At 44.5% G+C, this 17,907-nt stretch carries 17 protein-coding genes; 3 read left to right on the top strand and 14 right to left on the bottom strand.

What is annotated here, in order from left to right; all coding sequences use genetic code 11:
* Window positions 1-64: 64 nt before the first annotated feature.
* Complete coding sequence (locus H7B67_RS08480) at window positions 65-676, bottom strand: TetR/AcrR family transcriptional regulator (RefSeq protein WP_209649155.1); 612 nt, start codon at window positions 674-676, stop codon at window positions 65-67.
* Window positions 677-816: 140 nt separating this feature from the next.
* Here H7B67_RS08480 and H7B67_RS08475 point away from each other — a divergent pair, with 140 nt between their 5' ends.
* On the top strand, window positions 817-2,160 hold the full coding sequence (locus H7B67_RS08475; RefSeq protein WP_185119376.1) for an MFS transporter: 1,344 nt from the start codon (window positions 817-819) through the stop codon (window positions 2,158-2,160).
* Window positions 2,161-2,525: 365 nt separating this feature from the next.
* On the opposite strand, the gene H7B67_RS30795 is transcribed toward H7B67_RS08475, so the two are convergent.
* The 5 genes from H7B67_RS30795 to H7B67_RS08450 all read right to left on the bottom strand — a co-directional run bounded on the left by H7B67_RS30795 (window position 2,526) and on the right by H7B67_RS08450 (window position 8,664).
* Window positions 2,526-2,873 (bottom strand): restriction endonuclease, encoded by a 348-nt coding sequence (locus tag H7B67_RS30795; RefSeq protein WP_246476036.1) that lies wholly within the window; start codon window positions 2,871-2,873, stop codon window positions 2,526-2,528.
* 718 nt (window positions 2,874-3,591) lie between these two features.
* On the bottom strand, window positions 3,592-4,686 hold the full coding sequence (locus H7B67_RS08465; protein ID WP_185119374.1) for an RES family NAD+ phosphorylase: 1,095 nt from the start codon (window positions 4,684-4,686) through the stop codon (window positions 3,592-3,594).
* Window positions 4,687-5,622 (bottom strand): sce7725 family protein, encoded by a 936-nt coding sequence (locus tag H7B67_RS08460; protein WP_185119373.1) that lies wholly within the window; start codon window positions 5,620-5,622, stop codon window positions 4,687-4,689. It abuts the gene before it with no gap.
* Complete coding sequence (locus tag H7B67_RS08455; protein WP_185119372.1) at window positions 5,604-6,473, bottom strand: sce7726 family protein; 870 nt, start codon at window positions 6,471-6,473, stop codon at window positions 5,604-5,606. Before H7B67_RS08455 ends, H7B67_RS08460 begins: the two co-directional genes overlap by 19 nt.
* Window positions 6,474-8,079: 1,606 nt before the next feature.
* Window positions 8,080-8,664 (bottom strand): TetR/AcrR family transcriptional regulator, encoded by a 585-nt coding sequence (locus tag H7B67_RS08450; RefSeq protein ID WP_185119371.1) that lies wholly within the window; start codon window positions 8,662-8,664, stop codon window positions 8,080-8,082.
* A 158-nt stretch (window positions 8,665-8,822) separates the two neighbouring features.
* Here H7B67_RS08450 and H7B67_RS08445 point away from each other — a divergent pair, with 158 nt between their 5' ends.
* Window positions 8,823-10,295 carry an MFS transporter gene (locus H7B67_RS08445; protein WP_185119370.1) on the top strand — a complete coding sequence of 491 codons (1,473 nt, stop codon included), beginning with the start codon at window positions 8,823-8,825 and terminating at the stop codon, window positions 10,293-10,295.
* Window positions 10,296-10,571: 276 nt separating this feature from the next.
* Here the strand turns inward: H7B67_RS08445 and H7B67_RS08440 are convergent, their stop codons facing one another.
* The 5 genes from H7B67_RS08440 to H7B67_RS08420 all read right to left on the bottom strand — a co-directional run bounded on the left by H7B67_RS08440 (window position 10,572) and on the right by H7B67_RS08420 (window position 14,350).
* Complete coding sequence (locus H7B67_RS08440) at window positions 10,572-10,862, bottom strand: Dabb family protein (RefSeq protein ID WP_185119369.1); 291 nt, start codon at window positions 10,860-10,862, stop codon at window positions 10,572-10,574.
* A gap of 28 nt (window positions 10,863-10,890) precedes the next feature.
* On the bottom strand, window positions 10,891-11,265 hold the full coding sequence (locus tag H7B67_RS08435) for a nuclear transport factor 2 family protein (RefSeq protein ID WP_185119368.1): 375 nt from the start codon (window positions 11,263-11,265) through the stop codon (window positions 10,891-10,893).
* Window positions 11,266-11,289: 24 nt separating this feature from the next.
* Window positions 11,290-12,090, bottom strand: a complete 801-nt coding sequence (locus tag H7B67_RS08430) for an SDR family oxidoreductase (protein ID WP_185119367.1) — start codon at window positions 12,088-12,090, stop codon at window positions 11,290-11,292.
* 78 nt (window positions 12,091-12,168) lie between these two features.
* Window positions 12,169-13,101: a helix-turn-helix transcriptional regulator gene (locus H7B67_RS08425; protein ID WP_185119366.1), complete on the bottom strand. Its 933-nt coding sequence runs from the start codon at window positions 13,099-13,101 to the stop codon at window positions 12,169-12,171.
* A 328-nt stretch (window positions 13,102-13,429) separates the two neighbouring features.
* On the bottom strand, window positions 13,430-14,350 hold the full coding sequence (locus H7B67_RS08420; RefSeq protein WP_185119365.1) for an alpha/beta hydrolase: 921 nt from the start codon (window positions 14,348-14,350) through the stop codon (window positions 13,430-13,432).
* A 163-nt stretch (window positions 14,351-14,513) separates the two neighbouring features.
* Between H7B67_RS08420 and H7B67_RS08415 the strand changes: the two genes are divergently transcribed.
* Window positions 14,514-15,083 (top strand): TetR/AcrR family transcriptional regulator, encoded by a 570-nt coding sequence (locus H7B67_RS08415; RefSeq protein WP_185119364.1) that lies wholly within the window; start codon window positions 14,514-14,516, stop codon window positions 15,081-15,083.
* 156 nt (window positions 15,084-15,239) lie between these two features.
* On the opposite strand, the gene H7B67_RS08410 is transcribed toward H7B67_RS08415, so the two are convergent.
* From H7B67_RS08410 to H7B67_RS08400, 3 genes are all read right to left on the bottom strand, one after another.
* The gene (locus H7B67_RS08410) at window positions 15,240-15,950 is read right to left on the bottom strand and encodes an ABC transporter permease (protein ID WP_185119363.1); all 711 of its coding nucleotides are present in this window, start codon (window positions 15,948-15,950) and stop codon (window positions 15,240-15,242) included.
* The gene (locus tag H7B67_RS08405) at window positions 15,947-16,792 is read right to left on the bottom strand and encodes an ABC transporter ATP-binding protein (protein ID WP_185119362.1); all 846 of its coding nucleotides are present in this window, start codon (window positions 16,790-16,792) and stop codon (window positions 15,947-15,949) included. Before H7B67_RS08405 ends, H7B67_RS08410 begins: the two co-directional genes overlap by 4 nt.
* Before the next feature lie 137 nt (window positions 16,793-16,929).
* A complete protein-coding gene (locus H7B67_RS08400) occupies window positions 16,930-17,874 on the bottom strand; it encodes a LytTR family transcriptional regulator DNA-binding domain-containing protein (protein ID WP_185119361.1) in 945 nt (314 codons plus the stop codon).
* Between the last annotated feature and the right edge of the window lie 33 nt (window positions 17,875-17,907).

Here is a 17,907-nt window from a genome sequence, read left to right as displayed (position 1 = left end):
CATCAACGAGGATGTAGAAAGGGCTTTTCCTGCGTCAGGAAGAGCCCTGAAACCCACGACTGCATTAAACCCCTTTAATGAATGTAGAGCAAAGGTGTTCCAAAATTTCATCGGGTGAATAGCCACGAACATCTCTTTGATAAAAATATGAATCAATACTTATGGCGATCAGCAGCATATCTGCTTTAAATATACTATTTGGGCTTGGATGATCCGCTGCTGCCATCTCATCGAATAACTCGACTGCGATTTGATGCATTTTGTTATAGAGCGGATTCTGTGATTGATACGGAAGTCGCTGAGCTGACGCGGACCCCTTGCCTCCTGTTAGTAGTTGTGCCTTCTTCTCAATGAAAGGCATGTAAATTTTGAGAATTCCCTTTAACCGGTGGTCCGGCGGCTCTTGCTGATTCTGCAATAGATATTGCTCTATATCTTCGAAGAACCGAACGACACTGTCTTTTATTAAATCCAAACACAATTCGCCTTTATTGGCATAACGACGATATAGGGTACCCGGACCTATCTGGGCTTCCGCCGCTATCTGATTCATACTTACCTGATCCACGCCGTGCTGCTCAAAAAGTTTATGGGCTGCGACCAATATTCGTTGACGATTCTCGGCGGCATCACGTCGTTCCATTCGCGACTGAATTGCCTTGATTTCCTCCGACATATTAACACCCCTCATGCTAAACTTGGTTCATATTGACATCCGGAGAGCTCTCCGCTTAATATAAAGAGGAGAGCTCTCCGTTTAATGTTAATCTAAATTTAGTGCAAATTCAACAGAACTATGGCCGAAGGAGATTGAGGATGGATTCTATCGCAAAACCTATAAACGAAAAAGCATTGCTAGCCCTATTATTAATTGCCTCATCATTGGCCACGATGAATGTCTATATGTTCAACATTGCTGTTCCATTTATTATTAAAGACTTGCATCTGTCCACTTCCGAAAGCAGTCTGATAACGACGCTGTATGCTGTTGTATTAGCAGCAGGTTCGGGTACGTATGGAAAGCTTACCGATCGTTTCTCTGCACGGTCATTAATACTAATAGGGATTGCCCTATTCACTCTTGGTTCGCTAATGGGGTTTTTTTCGAGCTCTTTTCCGGCCGTTGTAGCCGCAAGAATTATTCAAGCAGCTGGTGCTGCGGCTATTCCCTCCCTAGCGTATGTAGTTCCGCCTAAATATTTCAAACCCGAGAACAGAGGCAAAGCATTAAGCCTTGTGTCTACTACTTTCGCGCTGATGGGCGGAGTAGCCCCAGTCCTCAGCGGATTTATTATTCAACTGTTTGGTTGGCACGGTCTTTTTGTTGTTTCTCTCTTGATCGTATTTATTATCCCATTTGTTGTGAAACACTTCCCTACTAATGTTGCACAAGGGGAGAAATTCGATGTCTTAGGAGCTATTTTATTCTCCTTGTCAGTAGGCATTCTGGTACTAGGAATCAGCCTAAATCCTTATCTATTAATAATTGCTGTTCTGATGCTTATTGCGTTTTCATTCCACATACGCGGGAAGAACGCACCTTTTATCACCATCTCTTTACTCGCTAACAAAGGCTACAGAAATTCCTTGCTCTCTGTATTTGCAGGCACATCTGCATATCCGGCCGCTTTATTTTTATTGCCCTTGGTTCTAAAACAGGGCGGTAACTTGCAAGCAAGCTTGATCGGCATCGTCATGTTCCCAGGCGCACTGATTGGTTCGTTGTTCGGCCCTTACATGGGAGCACTTTCTCGCAAGTACAATGGCAGGATCATTATCCTAGCTGGTCATGGTTTTATGATTCTGGGAGCACTGCTTATGGCGGTTTTGCAAGACATGCCCATCGGCATTGGGATCGTCATGTTCATCTTTGCGCTCGGCTATACCACATTAGTATCATCCGCTGCCAATGTTGTGCCATCGACCTTAAAAAAAGCGGAGATTGGTATCGGGATGGGACTCTTCACTCTTTTAAGTATTTTAGGAGGTGCATTTGGTCCTTCTATTCTAAGTCGATTTTTATCCTTCAATATTAACTTTACAGTCTCCTTTATCATTGTCATCGTTATGTCGGTTATCGGCATTTTTCTAATACTCGCAACACGAGCAGATCATTCCCAAGATGATCTGAACAGGCATCCGGCCAATGGCTTAAAGTGAATTTAAGGGTATCCCAGTGTACGTAGGAACGCTATCAAAAAGGCCTTCCCGCAGCACAAGACCCTAATGCACCTGATCGTGAAGAGGATCACGCTGGACGACAGGAAGCACATCTGCAGCGTCGAGCTCGCGTCCTGACTACCTTTGACCGACACTTTGAGCATTCTGTCACCCTGCAACTATGACAATGTCATACTCTGGCTGACTCGCACCGTACTGTACAGATCATCAAAGTCACACCATGCAAACAATATTAATAAGTATATGGGTACACAGCAAAAACTTCGCCCTACTTGTGATAGGGTTCACCGTATCATCTATATTAGAGCGAAATCGAAAGGCACCCGATGGGTGCCTTCTTGTGTTCATCGTGCCTTCTGCTTGCCCTTAGACTGCCATTTTCCCCACTTTCGTAACTTCTCTCCAACAAGCCCACCATGCCAATACTCTACGCGAAACTGCTCCGCTTCCTTCTTCGCTGGTCTCGTCAAGTCGGACGTTGTGACGAGTAAAGTCAGCATACAGTTGTGGTTTCGCTTAGCTGCGACAAGTTCTCGAACTGTCTGCACAGGAACTAGATTATGATCCGCATAGCATTTGGCCTGCACAGCCGTCCTTTCACCACGCTTGTCCACTATGACGAGATCGACTCCTCCATCATTCCCGCCGACTCCAACCTCATGAACAACGTATCCCTGATCCCGGAAGTACATGGCTAACAGGCGTTCAAACTCGACCCCGTTCAGATCGTCTAATGAACTAGATAGAAGGGCCTCGTCCTGCCTGCATGTCTTCGCGCTTCGATTCGTCTTCTTCCGTGACGGTTCAACTCGCCTTTCCCCTTCGCTAGCAGGACGCTTCTTTCCGCTTCTTCTCTTCTTCTTTGGCTGTAGCAATCCAGCAATAACACCAAGCCCTATAACTGCAAGAAGAAACATTCCATACCCCACTCAAGATGTTCTTTGTCCCATCTTACTACAATTGGTTATAATTTCCTACAAAAGTCTATTCCTTCAGTGACCGTACGGGCTTCGAAACGTTAAGCAAGATGGAAATGGTTAGCCCTGTTATGTCCATTTAGGCTATTGAGATGAAGCACAATCTCACCAATGGCAGCTACGGTATATGGCATAGAAGAAATCAGGCTACGCGAAGCCGCGAGGGAACCAGCAGTCACAGCGATGATTCTACAGTTTATCCCGGTGAAGCAGCATGATGCTGTGATCCAGAGTATGGAGACGGTGACGCGGGAGTATTACGAACCCATCGGCTTGGGCGGGGCGTAACCGCAGCAAGTGGCAAGGGTGGCACTGGAAGATCATGCGTGACGAAAAGAAGAACGAGTGTGATGGACGTTCTCCTTTGGTTTAGCTTGGTTTGGCTTGTGGGGCTAGCGTGGTGATTGAGAGGGGGTGTAGCGTAACTGCCTGTCTATATTATTTCTTTTTTATATTCCAATTCTTTAATGTGGTACACTTCGACATCAGTACATACAAAGAGCTCTGGGTAAAAAATAGCTAGGTTTTGCCCCGTCAGATTAATTGTACTATTGTACTCAATCCCGGCATACTCCGGTTTTCCTTCATGTAAGATACTTTTAATAAAATCGGCTATGTACTGTGTTGGTATGTAATCCAAAACGCTGTCGCTTCTTCTCAAGGCACGTCCAATTTCCATGTTAATGCGATTCAAATGCTCCTTATTGATCGCATGTTCCAATTTGTCGAAGCCCTCAATAAACGGGCTTATATGATCAATCGCCTTGAGATCAACAACTACAATATCTTGCATTAATTCAAACTTCCCTATCGAAACGTAATCAAAGATGCCCGCCCTTATTTCATGAACTGTAGTATCAAGATCATTTGCTAAGTATAAACATCGTATACCCGCTGAATTTGCTCTTCCAGCAGTTACCTTATCCGAAGGAGGGGCACCCATTTGGTCTATAGGGAAGCCATCTTCTGAAGATATGCGCCCTCTGTAAAGTATAGTTCCTTTCTTATACACTTTCCTAATGAAAGAACAATAACGATTTAGAACAGTTAGCTCAATATGATTTGAGTGAAATCTATTGTGGTTCTTTACATTCTTTACAAAATCATCCCAGGAATTCGAACGAAGTAATGAGTGATCTTGGAGGTATTCTTTATCATTTAGCTCTGCTATACCTACCCGTGCATCGAAGAGACTCGGCATACTTGTATATTTCTCAGCACAAAGCGCCCGAATTATTCTATATACTTCTGTTGAAGTTAACTTATTACTAAAGATATGCCAACGGTCGGTCAGTTCGTTGACTAACAACCTCTTCTCTTCATCCGGAAATTCGGAAGGAAGCATTGATTCAGGTGTATATATCTCCAGTAATTGCTCAAAGTATTCTGTGAGTTCTGAATGTATATCGGTATCATAAATGAATACTCTTCTTTTTCCACAAATCGGACAAGAGTTTTCCAATTGTCCCAAACCTTCGATAATGGGCTTTAACTCTCCGTCAACAATACATTGGTTACAAAATTTCATTTACTTTACCCCATCCAGATATCTACTCATAAGTTCCAAGTGATGCATTATGGATAGTTTCTTTACTGTGCCTAGTCCGGGGTACGAACGATTTTTATACATATTTTCAAAAACCCGAACTCCAAATGTATCAAGTTGCTGAGTTTGGTTCCAAATGATCAACTTTTCCAAAGCCTCAGCAAATTTACCTGCTGGGTCTGTGATATCATCATTTGTATCGGATACGAAATGTCGAACTCGCAGGGTCTGATCAGCCGCGAAATATACGATATGGATAGCAATCGCATACGGAGCAAATCCAGACTCTGAATATTCATTGCCAACAACCGAATAATCTGAAAAGCCCAAGTATCCTTCCTGCTCGTAGTAAAGGTGATCCGAAGAAAAGTGTTCATCCTCTGAATCTAGATACTCTACGTTACGGCTTTTCTTGGGGTAGCGGTCTTCAAACATTACTCTCTGTTTTGGCATTCTTCTACGAAATCCGCTTTCGTCCCGTATGAAGTTAAATCGTGGATAGTCGGGAGCATAAGCAGATTCAAAATGGGGAATCGAATCCTGATTAATGCATATGGTAGCAATATCCCGTTTGTTTATTCCTTGACGCTCAAGGGCAGAAAGATGTGCTGATAATTTTCCATCAACATAAAGAAAAGATATAACATCCGACATCTTAAGTATTTCATAAAACCGACCCTTATCTTTTTCATATTTCTCATCAGCTAAATCTTTAATCATACTTCCGACTTGAGGGTTTCGAACTAGCCCCAAAGAACGATCTTTATCTTGAAAAAATGACATTGTTTTTATTAGGGCAGAAGATAATTTTACTGGTTCAACAACCGGCATCACATTTTTACTCAGTAACGATTTCTCAAGCAGTTCTCTTATAGCTATTAGTTCAAACTGTCTACCTCTCAGATAAGGGAAGTACACGGACTAACCTCCTTTTGTTGCAAAAATGAGTTAAGTCTTCTGTAATCATTTGTTTTAAACTCGGAAAAATAAACGAGAAATTTTAATTCATATGGAATTTGTTTATATGATTCCACATCAATTTGCCTACGTCTTTTTAGTGTCGCTACAAAATCCAAATATGCAGCACCCGTATCAATTTGGCAAAATAGTTGCTTGCAAGCCCTGTAATACTCAAATTGGGATGTTTCAGGAAGAGTCCCAAAATGCTTCACAATCAAACTTTCATACTCATGCTTCCGAAGGATTTTAAACATAATATCTTTGTTTAACTGATTGAGGTATTCTTGAGGCTTTTTCTTCTCCTGAATCGTGCCCTTCTTAGTTAAAACACATATTCCTACTGGAGAGTCACCTAACAGCTTCAGTAGTGCATCGACATGGTCCTCAGATGCAAGTACAGATACACGAGTAAACGCTTTGAAATAATTAGCAATCTGTGACTCAAGGCGATCAAGATTATCGAGCTCAGTCTTAATTTCATAAACAACTGCACGTCCATTAATCAAAACAAAATCAGCTTTAGACTTTCCTATTGAAACCTCCGATAAAGCCGTCGTTGTTGTGGGCTTGTGTATGCCGAGCAGCAATTTGTTTAAAATAGTATTTTTATAAAAATACTCATTGCGATATTCTTTTTTAAGCACGCAATATATTTCACTTATGAGTTGCTTGTTATCTTTACCTGAGGGATCAGAAATATATCTACGTATTGCTGAAGCGTATGCATCACTGTAATTACTTTCTACAATTTCACGCAATGTATTTCGTGTAAACACACGGTTTAAAAGTATGGAGTTGTCTGCACCCATGTATTTACACCTTCTTTCGAAAAAATTTTAAGCATCAATGTAGCTTATTTACTCCTATTCAGTGGTAAATCCCAGCTTTTCACATATTTCAATTGTATAGCAACTTAAGAATTACAACAATTATTTTTCGCCGTTACTTGTGGTACGGTTCAGCTTAACGGTCATATCGGCGAAAAGGCGATTGAAGTGTTTTAATCATGGGATAATTGGCGGGGATATGATGCGTACTCATTGTCCGGATATCCTCGTTAGTTCGACTATTTATTTTTCCTTCGTCTTTCAGTACGGTTTTATATATAAAAAATGGTAATAATAATTTTACGTTACAACATTCCCATTATTGAAAAGAGTCTTGTTATGAGTCACTTCTGGTTCAATACCATCTGGTATTTGTTATTAGGTGTCACAACCGTCATTCAAGTAGTCTATACTTTGTACCTTTCGGAAAACCGCTGCAGAACCTTTGCTTTCTATTTGACTCTTGTCGGCCTTCCTCTATATTTCGAAACATTTATCCTTATTTTCCTAGATGCATATGTATATTACCCAATGATTATCCGCAGTCCAAGCCTTGATCCCTTTAATGATGTGTTAGTGGGCAACCTGTTCTCGCAGACCGCTGTGGCAGCATCTGCGTTGTTATTGGCGGTTCGCCAAAAGCCGTTTTCTTGGAATGTGGTTGCTGCCTTCCTTTACTGTGTAGTGGAAGAATTCTTTAAGGCGTTGGGTATATACAGTCAACATTGGTGGAAAACCTGGATGACATTCATTGGACTGCTCCTGATGTTTGTCATTACGAAATGGATGTACTCCCGCTTAGTCCAGGGGCTTCGAACGATATACTGCTATGGCTATATCATATTTGGAATGTTCCCAGTCTGTACTGTACTCTTTTTATGGGGTGTACTCGACTTGTCCGGCCTTATGCGATTTAAGGCAACTTTGCTTTCTAACCCCAAAATAAGCCGGTACGGTCTATATCTAGTCTTTTTTACCATCTCATATCCAATTATGGTATGGGGTTACTTCCGGCAACATTGGATATGGAAAGCAGCAGTCTTTACCGTTGTAGGTGCTATTATATATTTAGGGTATGTATGTCATTTGTTAATCTTTCGAGAAGGTTGGTTCATACCAATAAGTATCCTCATGATCCTTTGGATATACGTTTCGGTATGGATATTAGATAGCTTATACAGAGAACAATTCTAAAGGATAAATCGAAACCATAGCCTGTCTCAACCGTTCAGATCGGTCATTTGTCTGCGTCGGCCAAAACGGACGAGTTATCGGCTTCCGTAAAGGTGATTTCTAAATATCTATGCCCTTAGCATCCTCTCGAGTGTACAGTTATAGCATCAACGTTTAGTTCGATTTTCCGCTTTACCACTATTTATTATAAGGTTCACCGTAACGGGTCTATCGGCGAAATCATTTTAATTAAGAAAAACCGGAGGCGCTTCCTCCGGTCCTCTTTAGGTTATACGTATATCCGAAATCTTGTACTCCGTGCCCAGTACCCCTTAATATTACTTGGGGTATTTTTCTCCTCAGCATGTTTCACACGAAAACTTTAGCGGTACCGAAGCGAAATGAATATCGTCCGTTACCCCTGATGGTTGTCCGGAACGAGCTGCTTCTCCAAGAGCAATTCCGCAGCCTTCCGGAAATACTCCGGATCAAGATCGGACTTATCCAAGTAGCGCTTCATGACGAATCCGTCATACAACATCCTCAACTGCGCAGTCAGCTCCTCAGGCTGTCGCGCCCCCCCTTCCCTTGCAAGTTCTAGAACCCGAGACCAGAAGCTCCTCTGAATGTCCAGCAATTTGACGTGGGCGGGGTGATCCGGATCCGGGAATTCGACCGCCGCGTTCAAGAACGGACACCCCCGGTAATTCGGCGTCCCCATCTGTTCGGTCACATCGCGAATAAGAGCGCTTAGCTGTTCCTTAGGAGAGCCCGGATACAACCGCCTCAGTTTTTCCAGTTTTTCTACTTTCAGTTCATCCCTAGATTCGAGATAAGCAACCGTCAGATCATCTTTCGTCGCGAAACTTCGATAGAAGCTTGCCTTGGCAACGCCGGATTGCTTGATAATCCGATCGATACCGACCGCCCGTATTCCCTCCATGTAAAACAATTCGGAGGCGACCCGCAGTATACGATCTCTAGCCGACTCTTTATTCATCTTCGACCCCCGTTTGCATAGGTTTGGAAAAAGGGCATTGACATGAGACAGATCTGTCTGTATCATTTCAGCTTGATGAGACAGACCTGTCTCCTCCATTATAGGAAACCCTCTCGCCTTCTGTCAATTGAGCGAGTAGTGGGAAAGGGGATCTTTCTATGCCCAAGACATTTTCGGACGATTCCGCACAGCTGGTGCGGAATCGCGACCTCGTCTCCAAAGGAGACGGACGCAGATCGCGTCTGATGCTGCCGGCTCTGCTTTTGTCCGTATTTATGGCCGTGTCGAACGCGTTCATCGTGAACGTAGCCATGCCTTCGATCCAAAAAGGGCTTGGGGCCAGCTTCGCCGATGTACAATTCATGCTTACCGGGTATACTCTTACGTTTGCCGTTCTGCTGATTATTGGTGCACGGCTGGGCGATCGGTTTGGACGCCGGAGAATGCTGTTCATCGGGGTGGCCCTATTCACGATTGCTTCTCTATTATGCGGCTTATCTGTCCAAGTCACTATGCTCATTGCGTCGCGCGTCTTGCAAGGCGTCGGCGCCGCTTTGTTTATGCCGCAGATTTTATCCCTCATTCAAGCCAATTATGCTCCGGAACGCCGAGGGGCGATCTTCGGCATGTATGGAGCGACCCAGGGAATCGCGGCAGCGGTCGGGCAGATAATCGGCGGGCTGCTTCTCCGCATGGATTTGTGGGATCTGGATTGGAGAGCAGTGTTCCTGATCAGCGTCCTGCTCGGGGCTCTGATATTGGCCCTGATTCCGTTTATTCCTGAATCCGGCTCGCCGGATCGCACCGGATTGGATTGGATCGGGGCCGCACTCGCCGCAGTCGGCTTGCTGATGCTCGTCTATCCGCTCGTGCAGGGACAGCGTGAAGGATGGCCCGCCGGTCTCGTCGTCAGTTTGATCTTGTCAGCCCCTGTGTTGGTTTTGTTCGCCTGGTACCAACGGCGACTGTTGTACCGCGCCCGGCTCCCATTTATGAATGTGGATCTCTTTAGACATAAGGTGTTCACGTTCGGCATTCTCGTCGTGCTGCTGTTGATGTCGTCGCAGGGCGCTTTCTTCCTTGTCGCTGCCTACATGCTTCAGCTTGGACTTCATTTCTCAGCTCTGCAAGCAGGTCTTGTAATCGGGTCGATGGGAATGGGCTATTTCCTCGCATCGCTGTTTTCTTCCAAAGTCGCTTCGAAGCTTGGAGCCCATGTGCTGACCGTCGGTTCCATCTTAACGACAGCTGGTTACCTGCTGCTTAGCTGGGCGGTCGAAACGACCGGGGTTTCATCCGATATCGGCGTTTGGATTCCGGCTCTAGCTGTGCTCGGCATCGGTCAAGGCTTCGTCGCCGCGCCACTGACTAATATCGTTTTGGCGAAAATCCGCACAACGGACATCGGCTCCGCATCCGGTGTCATGACAACCAGCATACAGATCGCCTCTACGATCGGAATCGCTCTGATAGGCATGGTTTGGCTTAGCGCTCTTGAAGCTCATACCGGCTCGGCCTCCGCCTATCCCGACGCGTTTAACATTTGCCTATATGTGTTGGCTGCCGCCAGTGCGCTCATCTTGCCGCTGGCATTGATGCTGGCGGGGCGAAAAGGAGCCCGTCGACCGTGAAAGAAAAGACGTCCACTGCGCATCGGCGTAACATTAGTATTTGGACAAATGCAAACGTTCAGGGATGAGGGCGCAAGTAGAGGAAACCACGCAAAATGGGGAGAACCCTTGTGACTCAAGGATCCACCTAGACTATTTCCAAAAAATAGCGTCATTTGTGATAAGGTTCACCTTAACGGATCATCGGCGAAAACAAATGGCGGCCATGTGGCCGCCATTGCTCATCTTTTGCAACTTGTCGTAGACTAATCTCTTATGGTCTTATTAAAGCTTACTTCATCCGATAGAGCAGCAGACATATGCCTGCGTCTCCAGAACCGTACCAATCAACTTGGCGACATCCTGATGGGCCGGATGGATAAGGTATTCATCCATGTCATCAAAGGATGCAAACTTGGTAATCAGAATCAAATCATATGCGGAAGGGCCAGGACGAATGTTAACTTCAGCCTGGACATCGAGAAGAACGTCTATTTTCCCTTTCATGCTCAGCAGAGCGGTTTGAACTTGCTCGATATGCTTCGGACTTTGGTCCTTCAGCTTTAATAGCAAATGATTTACTATCATTTTTAGGTTCGCCTCGTCCCTTATCTGATTAGCGTTCTTCTACTTGTTCCGATCCTTTGGACAGCCGTATCGTCAGCCGCTTAATCTTAAGGTTGCGGATCTGAAAATAAAAATCCAAATAAAGAGGATCCGGGAGGCCGGTTTTATCGAAATCCCCGTCAACCTTAAAAACCACCACGATTTCTTCCTCATGCTGTTTATGCTGTTTGAGTTCAAGCGTTATGTTAGCACCAAAGTGATGTTCTTCACTCCACTTTTTTATAGCAGCTTTGCCTGCCCATTCTTTGCCTTCGTCATGGACAAGAGCATCTTCCGAAAAGCAATCGACATAAGCCTCCCGATCGGGTTTATTGGCAGCGGCTATAAAATCTTGTATAACTTGCGGAAGCAGACTAGGCTCCATAAAATCAACTCCTTTGTAATTTCGTTAAACGGTGCGGATGGTTCCGCCGTCAATGACATACTCACAGCCCGTAATAGAAGAGGCTCTGCTTGAAGCAAGGAAGGCGGCAAGCTCGGCAACCTCCTCAGGTTTGGCCGGTCGGCCGAGAGGAATACCGCCAAGCTCGTCCATTAACTGCTGGCGGGCAGCCAGATAGTCCGTTCCTGCCTGTTCAGCCATTCTCTCGATTAACCGTTCCGCCGATTCCGTTTCGGTAAATCCCGGCGCCAATGCGTTGATTCTTATCCCCATAGGGCCGAATTGAGTCGCGATGTTCTTGCTGTAGTTAACGAGCGCAGCTTTGGCTGCCGAATAAGGCACGGTCATGTTGCCTGGCAATTTACGCTGAATAGAGGATATATGGACAATCACTCCGCTTTGCTGTTCAACCATATAAGGAAGAAATCCGCGGTCGAGACGGACGGATGAGAACAGGTTGGCGTTAAACGTCGTCTGCCAATCCTCATCTGTTATAGCTAAAGCCCCTGCCGTGCTCGTTGAGGAACCTCCCGCATTGTTAATCAAAATATCCAGACCGCCGAACATTCGAATCGTTTCCTGAATCATGTGATCCACACCTTCTGGGAGACTGACATCCGCTTGAATGAACCCTACTCCCTCCGGTAATGCTTCGGGCAGCGATCTTGCCGCAGCTATCACTTCAGCTCCTCCTGCGTGCAGACGTTGGACGATCGCCTTACCGATTCCTCGGGTTCCGCCGGTCACCAGGGCTCGTTTACCTGCAAATTCTTTGCTCATATCCAATAAGTACGGGCTGTTTTCCATCGTTCTGCTGAATCCTCCTTAGTATGTTTGGAATACAAGGCTAGTTTAATCAACAGAACCTGACAGCAGAGTGTCCAGTTATCTAAAATATTTTTCGGCCATTTTACTCGTGCGATTTTTCATCTCCAGCCTGACAGACACCGGCTCAATAACCTCCAGTAGATCTCCATATGAAAGAAGATACTGATAAAGCCATTCTCCGGAAGGCATATCTGATGTGACTCGGAAAGACCCGTCTTCCTGTTTCGAAATGTCCTCTTCCTTAAACTCATCCACGATGCGATAGGCTCCCGCCGGTTCTATTTTTAATACCAGAGGGATTCTAGGCGTTTCGTTAACCCTAACTTCTTCACGAGAAGTCCAGGTAGCTTCCATCCACACCTGCTGAATCTCTAAGAGCTTACTCTCGTCTTCGTCTAAAAGCTGTACATTCGACATCCTGGTAATCTTAAAGGTTCTTAGAGCATTTTTTTCGAAACTATAGGCCTCAACGTACCAGGCTCTATCCTTAAAAAGCAGTTTCACCGGAGCAGCTCTCCGGCTTTTTTGTTCTCCGTCCGCGCTCAAGTAGGTAAACGAAATCACTTTATGCTCCAGAATGGCCTGTTTCAGCAGGACATATAGCTCTTTTTGTTTTTGCCCGCTTCCCCAAGAGGAGAAATCCACCTCAATCCAGTTGGTGCTGTTCTTCCTGAACAAGCTGCTCAGCTTCGAGAGAACCTCGTCGGAATCGGGAAATTGAGCCACGGACAAACTTTGTAAGGCAAAGAGTATCTCATCCTGCTCCTTGTCCGAAAGCAAAGATTTGTTCAGGACAAACCTGTCGGAAAGAGAAATGCCGCCTCCTTTTCCTTGGCTGGTATAGATCGGAACTCCGGCCTGGCTTAAAACCTCAACGTCTCTATAAATCGTTCTGACAGACACTTCGAACCGCTCAGCCAACTCTGGGGCCGTAACGGTTCCCTTTTCCAATAAAATATAAATCACTTGGAATAATCTGCTGATTTGCATCCGCTCACCTCTAGTTTTCAGTATATCCGTTAAAACTGGACAATAAGATGTCAGGTTAGGGTTTTGAGAACATGCGCGGAAGATGTAAAGTCGCTGAACCAATTTGCCAAGTCGGATTTGAGTCTGGTCTACACGATGAATTTTTCGCTGTCACTTATGGTAAGGTTCACGATATCATCTAGAAAGCGAAAGGCACCCTGATGGGCGCCTTCTCCACACGATCCACTATATCCGTAAAATTGTCCGGCACCTCCAATTCGCGCGGCACGGTAAATCGGTACAGAAATCCCTGATCTGTGGCGCGAGCAACGCTTCTAATAGAGGTTAATTATAGATTTTCTTGATAGAAAGCACCTAATTTTTCAACGGCTTTGCTCACTGGCTCGGGCCTGTCGTACAGGTCATAGTGGCTTGCCCCTTCTATAACGAACAAATCTTTCCTCTTAGAAGCTGCTCGGTTATAAAGCTCATGGCCATCCTTGTATGAACCATACGCTCCTTGAACGTCGCCGACAATGACTTGCAAAGGTTGAGTCAGCAGACTTTCTGCTAAATGGAAAGCATCAAAGCCGATTACCGAGTCCACGCTGGTGAATTTCAATTTGTTTGGAGAGTTAGGACTCTGACCTCTTGGTGTTCTGTAGTAATCAACCGCTCCTACAAGATCGATATCCGTCATACCGGCCTCTTCTCTTTCGGCATGACTATTAGGAATCCATTGTGTAACCAAAGGCTCAGCTCCGCGCGCTTCAGCAGTGCGTTGTTGAGCAACTGACTCTAAAATTTTAATCGGATCGCCTTCACCACGATATCCACGACCAATATTAATACCGACAACTGTACCAATTGCTTTGATGCGTCGCTCTGTCATTGAAGCATTTACAGCATATCCGCCTCCTGCACAAACGCCTAACGCACCAATACGATTTTCGTCGACAAAATCTAGTGTAGTTAAATAATCAACCGCACTACGAATATCCTCAACACGCGCAGCCGGGTATTCGGCATAACGAGGCTCACCTTCACTTTCTCCTTGATAGGATGCATCGAATACAATCGTTACAAACCCTAACTCAGCAAGTTTAACCGCATAAATGCCCGCCGTCTGATCTTTACAACTGCTGCCCGGATGAACGCAGACAATAGCTGGATTCTGTTTCTTTTCTTCAGCATGTTCAGGTACATTTAGAATTGCTGCCACTTGCAGCCCGTGTGAACGAAAATTTACATTTTTCTTAGTCACTTTCAAAGTTTAAACCACCTTTTAGATTAAAGTACACTTGTGCGTATTAATCGCCTTGTGTATATTTAGGCTAAAATAAAGGTGCGGCTGATTCAATGACCACATTTCGCAATATGCGTGTTAATACACAGGTTGTTTTCTTTGTGTACAAAGTAAAGGAGGACTTCTGATGGATAAAATAGATCGAAGAATTTTAAAGTCTCGACAGGCTATTCAATCGACTTTTTTGGATATGTTGGATAAGGAAGGGTTTGACGAGATTACGGTTAGGAATATTTCGGAGAAAGCCAACATTGGTCGAAAAACATTCTATCTGCATTTTATGGACAAGTATGATCTGCTAGATAAAATAGTGGATGAGCATATAACACAATTGCAAGAAATATGTGATCAAAAAAAAGACATAGGGCTTATGCAAGGGTCAATATTATGGTTTTATTATTTCGAGCAGCATAAATCGTTTTTTGCCGCATTGTTTAAAAGTAGAGATGCTTCCTCATTTCGCAATAAGCTATTGTCTTTTACTATAGGAGAGTTAAATAAAAAGTTGAATGTGGATTCACAACCAATTATCGATAAACCTATTTTTTTGAAGTTTCTAGGAACGGCAACAATGGGAGTATTGGAATCTTATGTACTAGATGAAGTAGATAGTGATATTGAAACTGTAGCCACGCAAGTTGCGGAGCTATATAAACTGAACATCCAAATGACTTTTCCTAATATCGGATACGCTTAAAACGTTAGTTTTATCTTCAAGGATTTCATATAACGTTACCGTTAAAAATTTGCGTCACTTATGATACGGTTCTACGTACCATCGCAAAAGCGAAATTTAAAGGGCATCCAATTAGATGCCCTTTGTGCTTAAATTCCATGAACGCTGGACTAGACACTATTCATCCTTCAATCGCTTCTGATACATCACTACCGACACAACTGTCAAGACGATCGTCCATGCAAGCATAATCAGAAGCGGCTTGGCAACCTCTCCGATCGCTGAAGTGGTTTGCATCACATCCAGCAACTCGATGAATTGACTGCTTGGCATATAATCAAGCACCTTCAACAGGGGTACATCATCCACCAACAACAGTCCGAATGGCGCTCCAGTAAATAAGATCAACACAGGGAAGACCGACAGGGACGCTTCAAGCAGCGTCTTAGAGAACAGACCACAGATCGTACCCAATGCCGAGTAGAGAATAATGGATAGAATGTTGGCAATCAAGAAAGCTCCGATATTCGCTGGCTCTGAGCCTAATAGATACGTCACGACAGCCAGGACAGCAGAGGAAATTACAAATACAAGGGCGCTTTTGCCGATCAGCACATCCCATGTCGAAGCAGGTGTCATCATCATGGAACGCAGTGTATTCCGTTCCTTCTCTTCCGCAATTAAGCAAGCCTGGATAAAGCTCGTTAACATCGCGAAAGTAAAGTTATAGAGAAAACCGTAAGTCCCCATCTCAGCGGACTCATTCCCGCGATAGAGCAGGGCGAACACAATCGGGAAAAGCACCATAATCGAAATCGCATAATTACGCGTAAACTCTTTGTAATCTTTGATGAATATCGCTTGAATTCGTTTCAATGAGATGCTCATAGTAGCTCACTCCCTGTCATCTTAATGAAGATATCGCCGAGACTTGGTTCCTTCGTCTCTATACGATCGATGAAGCCCCGTTTCATCCAATCGGCAATACGATCGGCAGTTTCTTCGCCTTGCGGCAGCTCGTGAATCTCACCATTAGTGAGTTCAATCCGCACCTGATTGTCCCGATATTGCCTTTTCAGTTCCTTGGGTGAACCGATCGCTTTTATACTCCCTTGATAGAGGATCGCTACACGATGACATAGCAGTTCAGCTTCAGCCATGTTGTGTGTCGTTAGAAATATCGTCGTTCCTTTCTCATTCAGGTAGCGCAGTCCTTTGTAGATATGCGCTGCGTTCACCGGATCCAGTGCAGAGGTCGGTTCATCCAGAAACAACAATTCCGGCTCATGAATAATCGCGCATGCCAGTATGGCACGCTGCCGCATTCCTTTCGATAACACACTGAACCTCTTCTTGCGCTCACCGCTTAAATTCACAAATTGCAGCACCCGATCAATCGAAGCCTTGGGAAGATCATATAATTGACGATACAGCTCTAAATTTTCTTCAATTGTTAGCCTTTCATATAACCCGCTATTATCTGTAAGTATGCCAAAGCGCATCTTCTGCGCAGAATGATGCATCATTCCTGCTGGCTGATTGAGTACCGTTGCCTGTCCATTCGTGGTATTTAACTGTGCAGTTAAAATTTTAATTAGTGTTGTCTTTCCTGAACCGCTCGGTCCGAGGAATCCGAAAATTTCTCCTTTAGGGATGGAGAACGACACATCTGCCAGCGCATCCTTGCTTCCAAATCGCTTTTGGACATGTGTTACTTTGATAACGTCCATCTTCGCCACTTCCTTTGAGTTGATGCCTCAAGCATATAAGGATTTCTTGCCTGAAGCGACCAAATTACGCCGAAATGTAGCGATTTTCACCTGAATGGTACCTATTTATGCATAACTGGAGCTACATTTCCCGGAAATTAAATGTTCAGCAACGACTTTAATTCCTGTAATTTTGAACGGGACAAGGGCACGACCGCATCTTTACCTGTAATTAATCGTAAACTATAGCTATTCTTGGTCCATGTAATAATCTCCCGTACTTTTTGCAAATTCACAATATACGATCGATGACATCTGAAAAATCCGAAGTTCAATAGCCGATGTTCAAGCTCTGTTAGGGTCATCGCGCATTCATAAAGTTCACCACCAACATGAACAATGATTGAGCCCTCCAAGCTCTCGATAAAATCAATTTCAGGCGGATCGAATAAAATGACCTTATCGTTTCTTTTCGTTAATATTTTCTGTATGGCAATATTGACTTGATCTTGCTCCTCTTTCTCCTGAGCACCCGGTTGATCCTCCTCGGAGTCCTGTATATCCAATTGACGAAAACCAGTCCCGTCCAAGCGGTAAATCGTATCACAGGAGATGATCGCATCCTCCAGGTTAGACGTGATGATGAGCACATTCTTATTTCTGGAGAGATCATCCAGCACACGCTTGAACTGTCGCCGCTCCTGCTCCTCCAAGTAGAAATATGGCTCCTCCAGTACGAGCGTAGGTTGATGAGCAAAATAAACGCGCAACAGTGTCATATACATTTTTCGAGAAGAAGGCAGATCCCTAACCTTGGTCTTTCTTTCATCTTTTAAGGAAAAGTAATCCAGCAATGCAGCGACTGGCTCTGATCTGCCCGATACTCGCACTAAAAAAGTGACCAACTCTTCTATGGTCAACCGCATATATTCACCTTGCTGCGCACGGAATACGTAGAACTGTGAGTGGTCCTTGAATTCATTGAGCAGCAGCTGCTTGCGCTGCACATCGGTTATAATCCCAACCGATTGACTCACCGTCAATTCAAATTCAATCGGCGGGAGCAGTAAGTGGCCATTCTGATAGACCGGTTGAAATTTCATTATGTCCTCCTACAATTGCAACAAATTCACGCC

This window comes from Cohnella thailandensis (assembly GCF_014212135.1).
In the GTDB taxonomy this organism is placed as follows: domain Bacteria; phylum Bacillota; class Bacilli; order Paenibacillales; family Paenibacillaceae; genus Cohnella; species Cohnella thailandensis.
The sequence above is the reverse complement of the archived record's forward strand: the minus strand, read 5'-3'. Positions and strand labels throughout refer to the sequence as shown.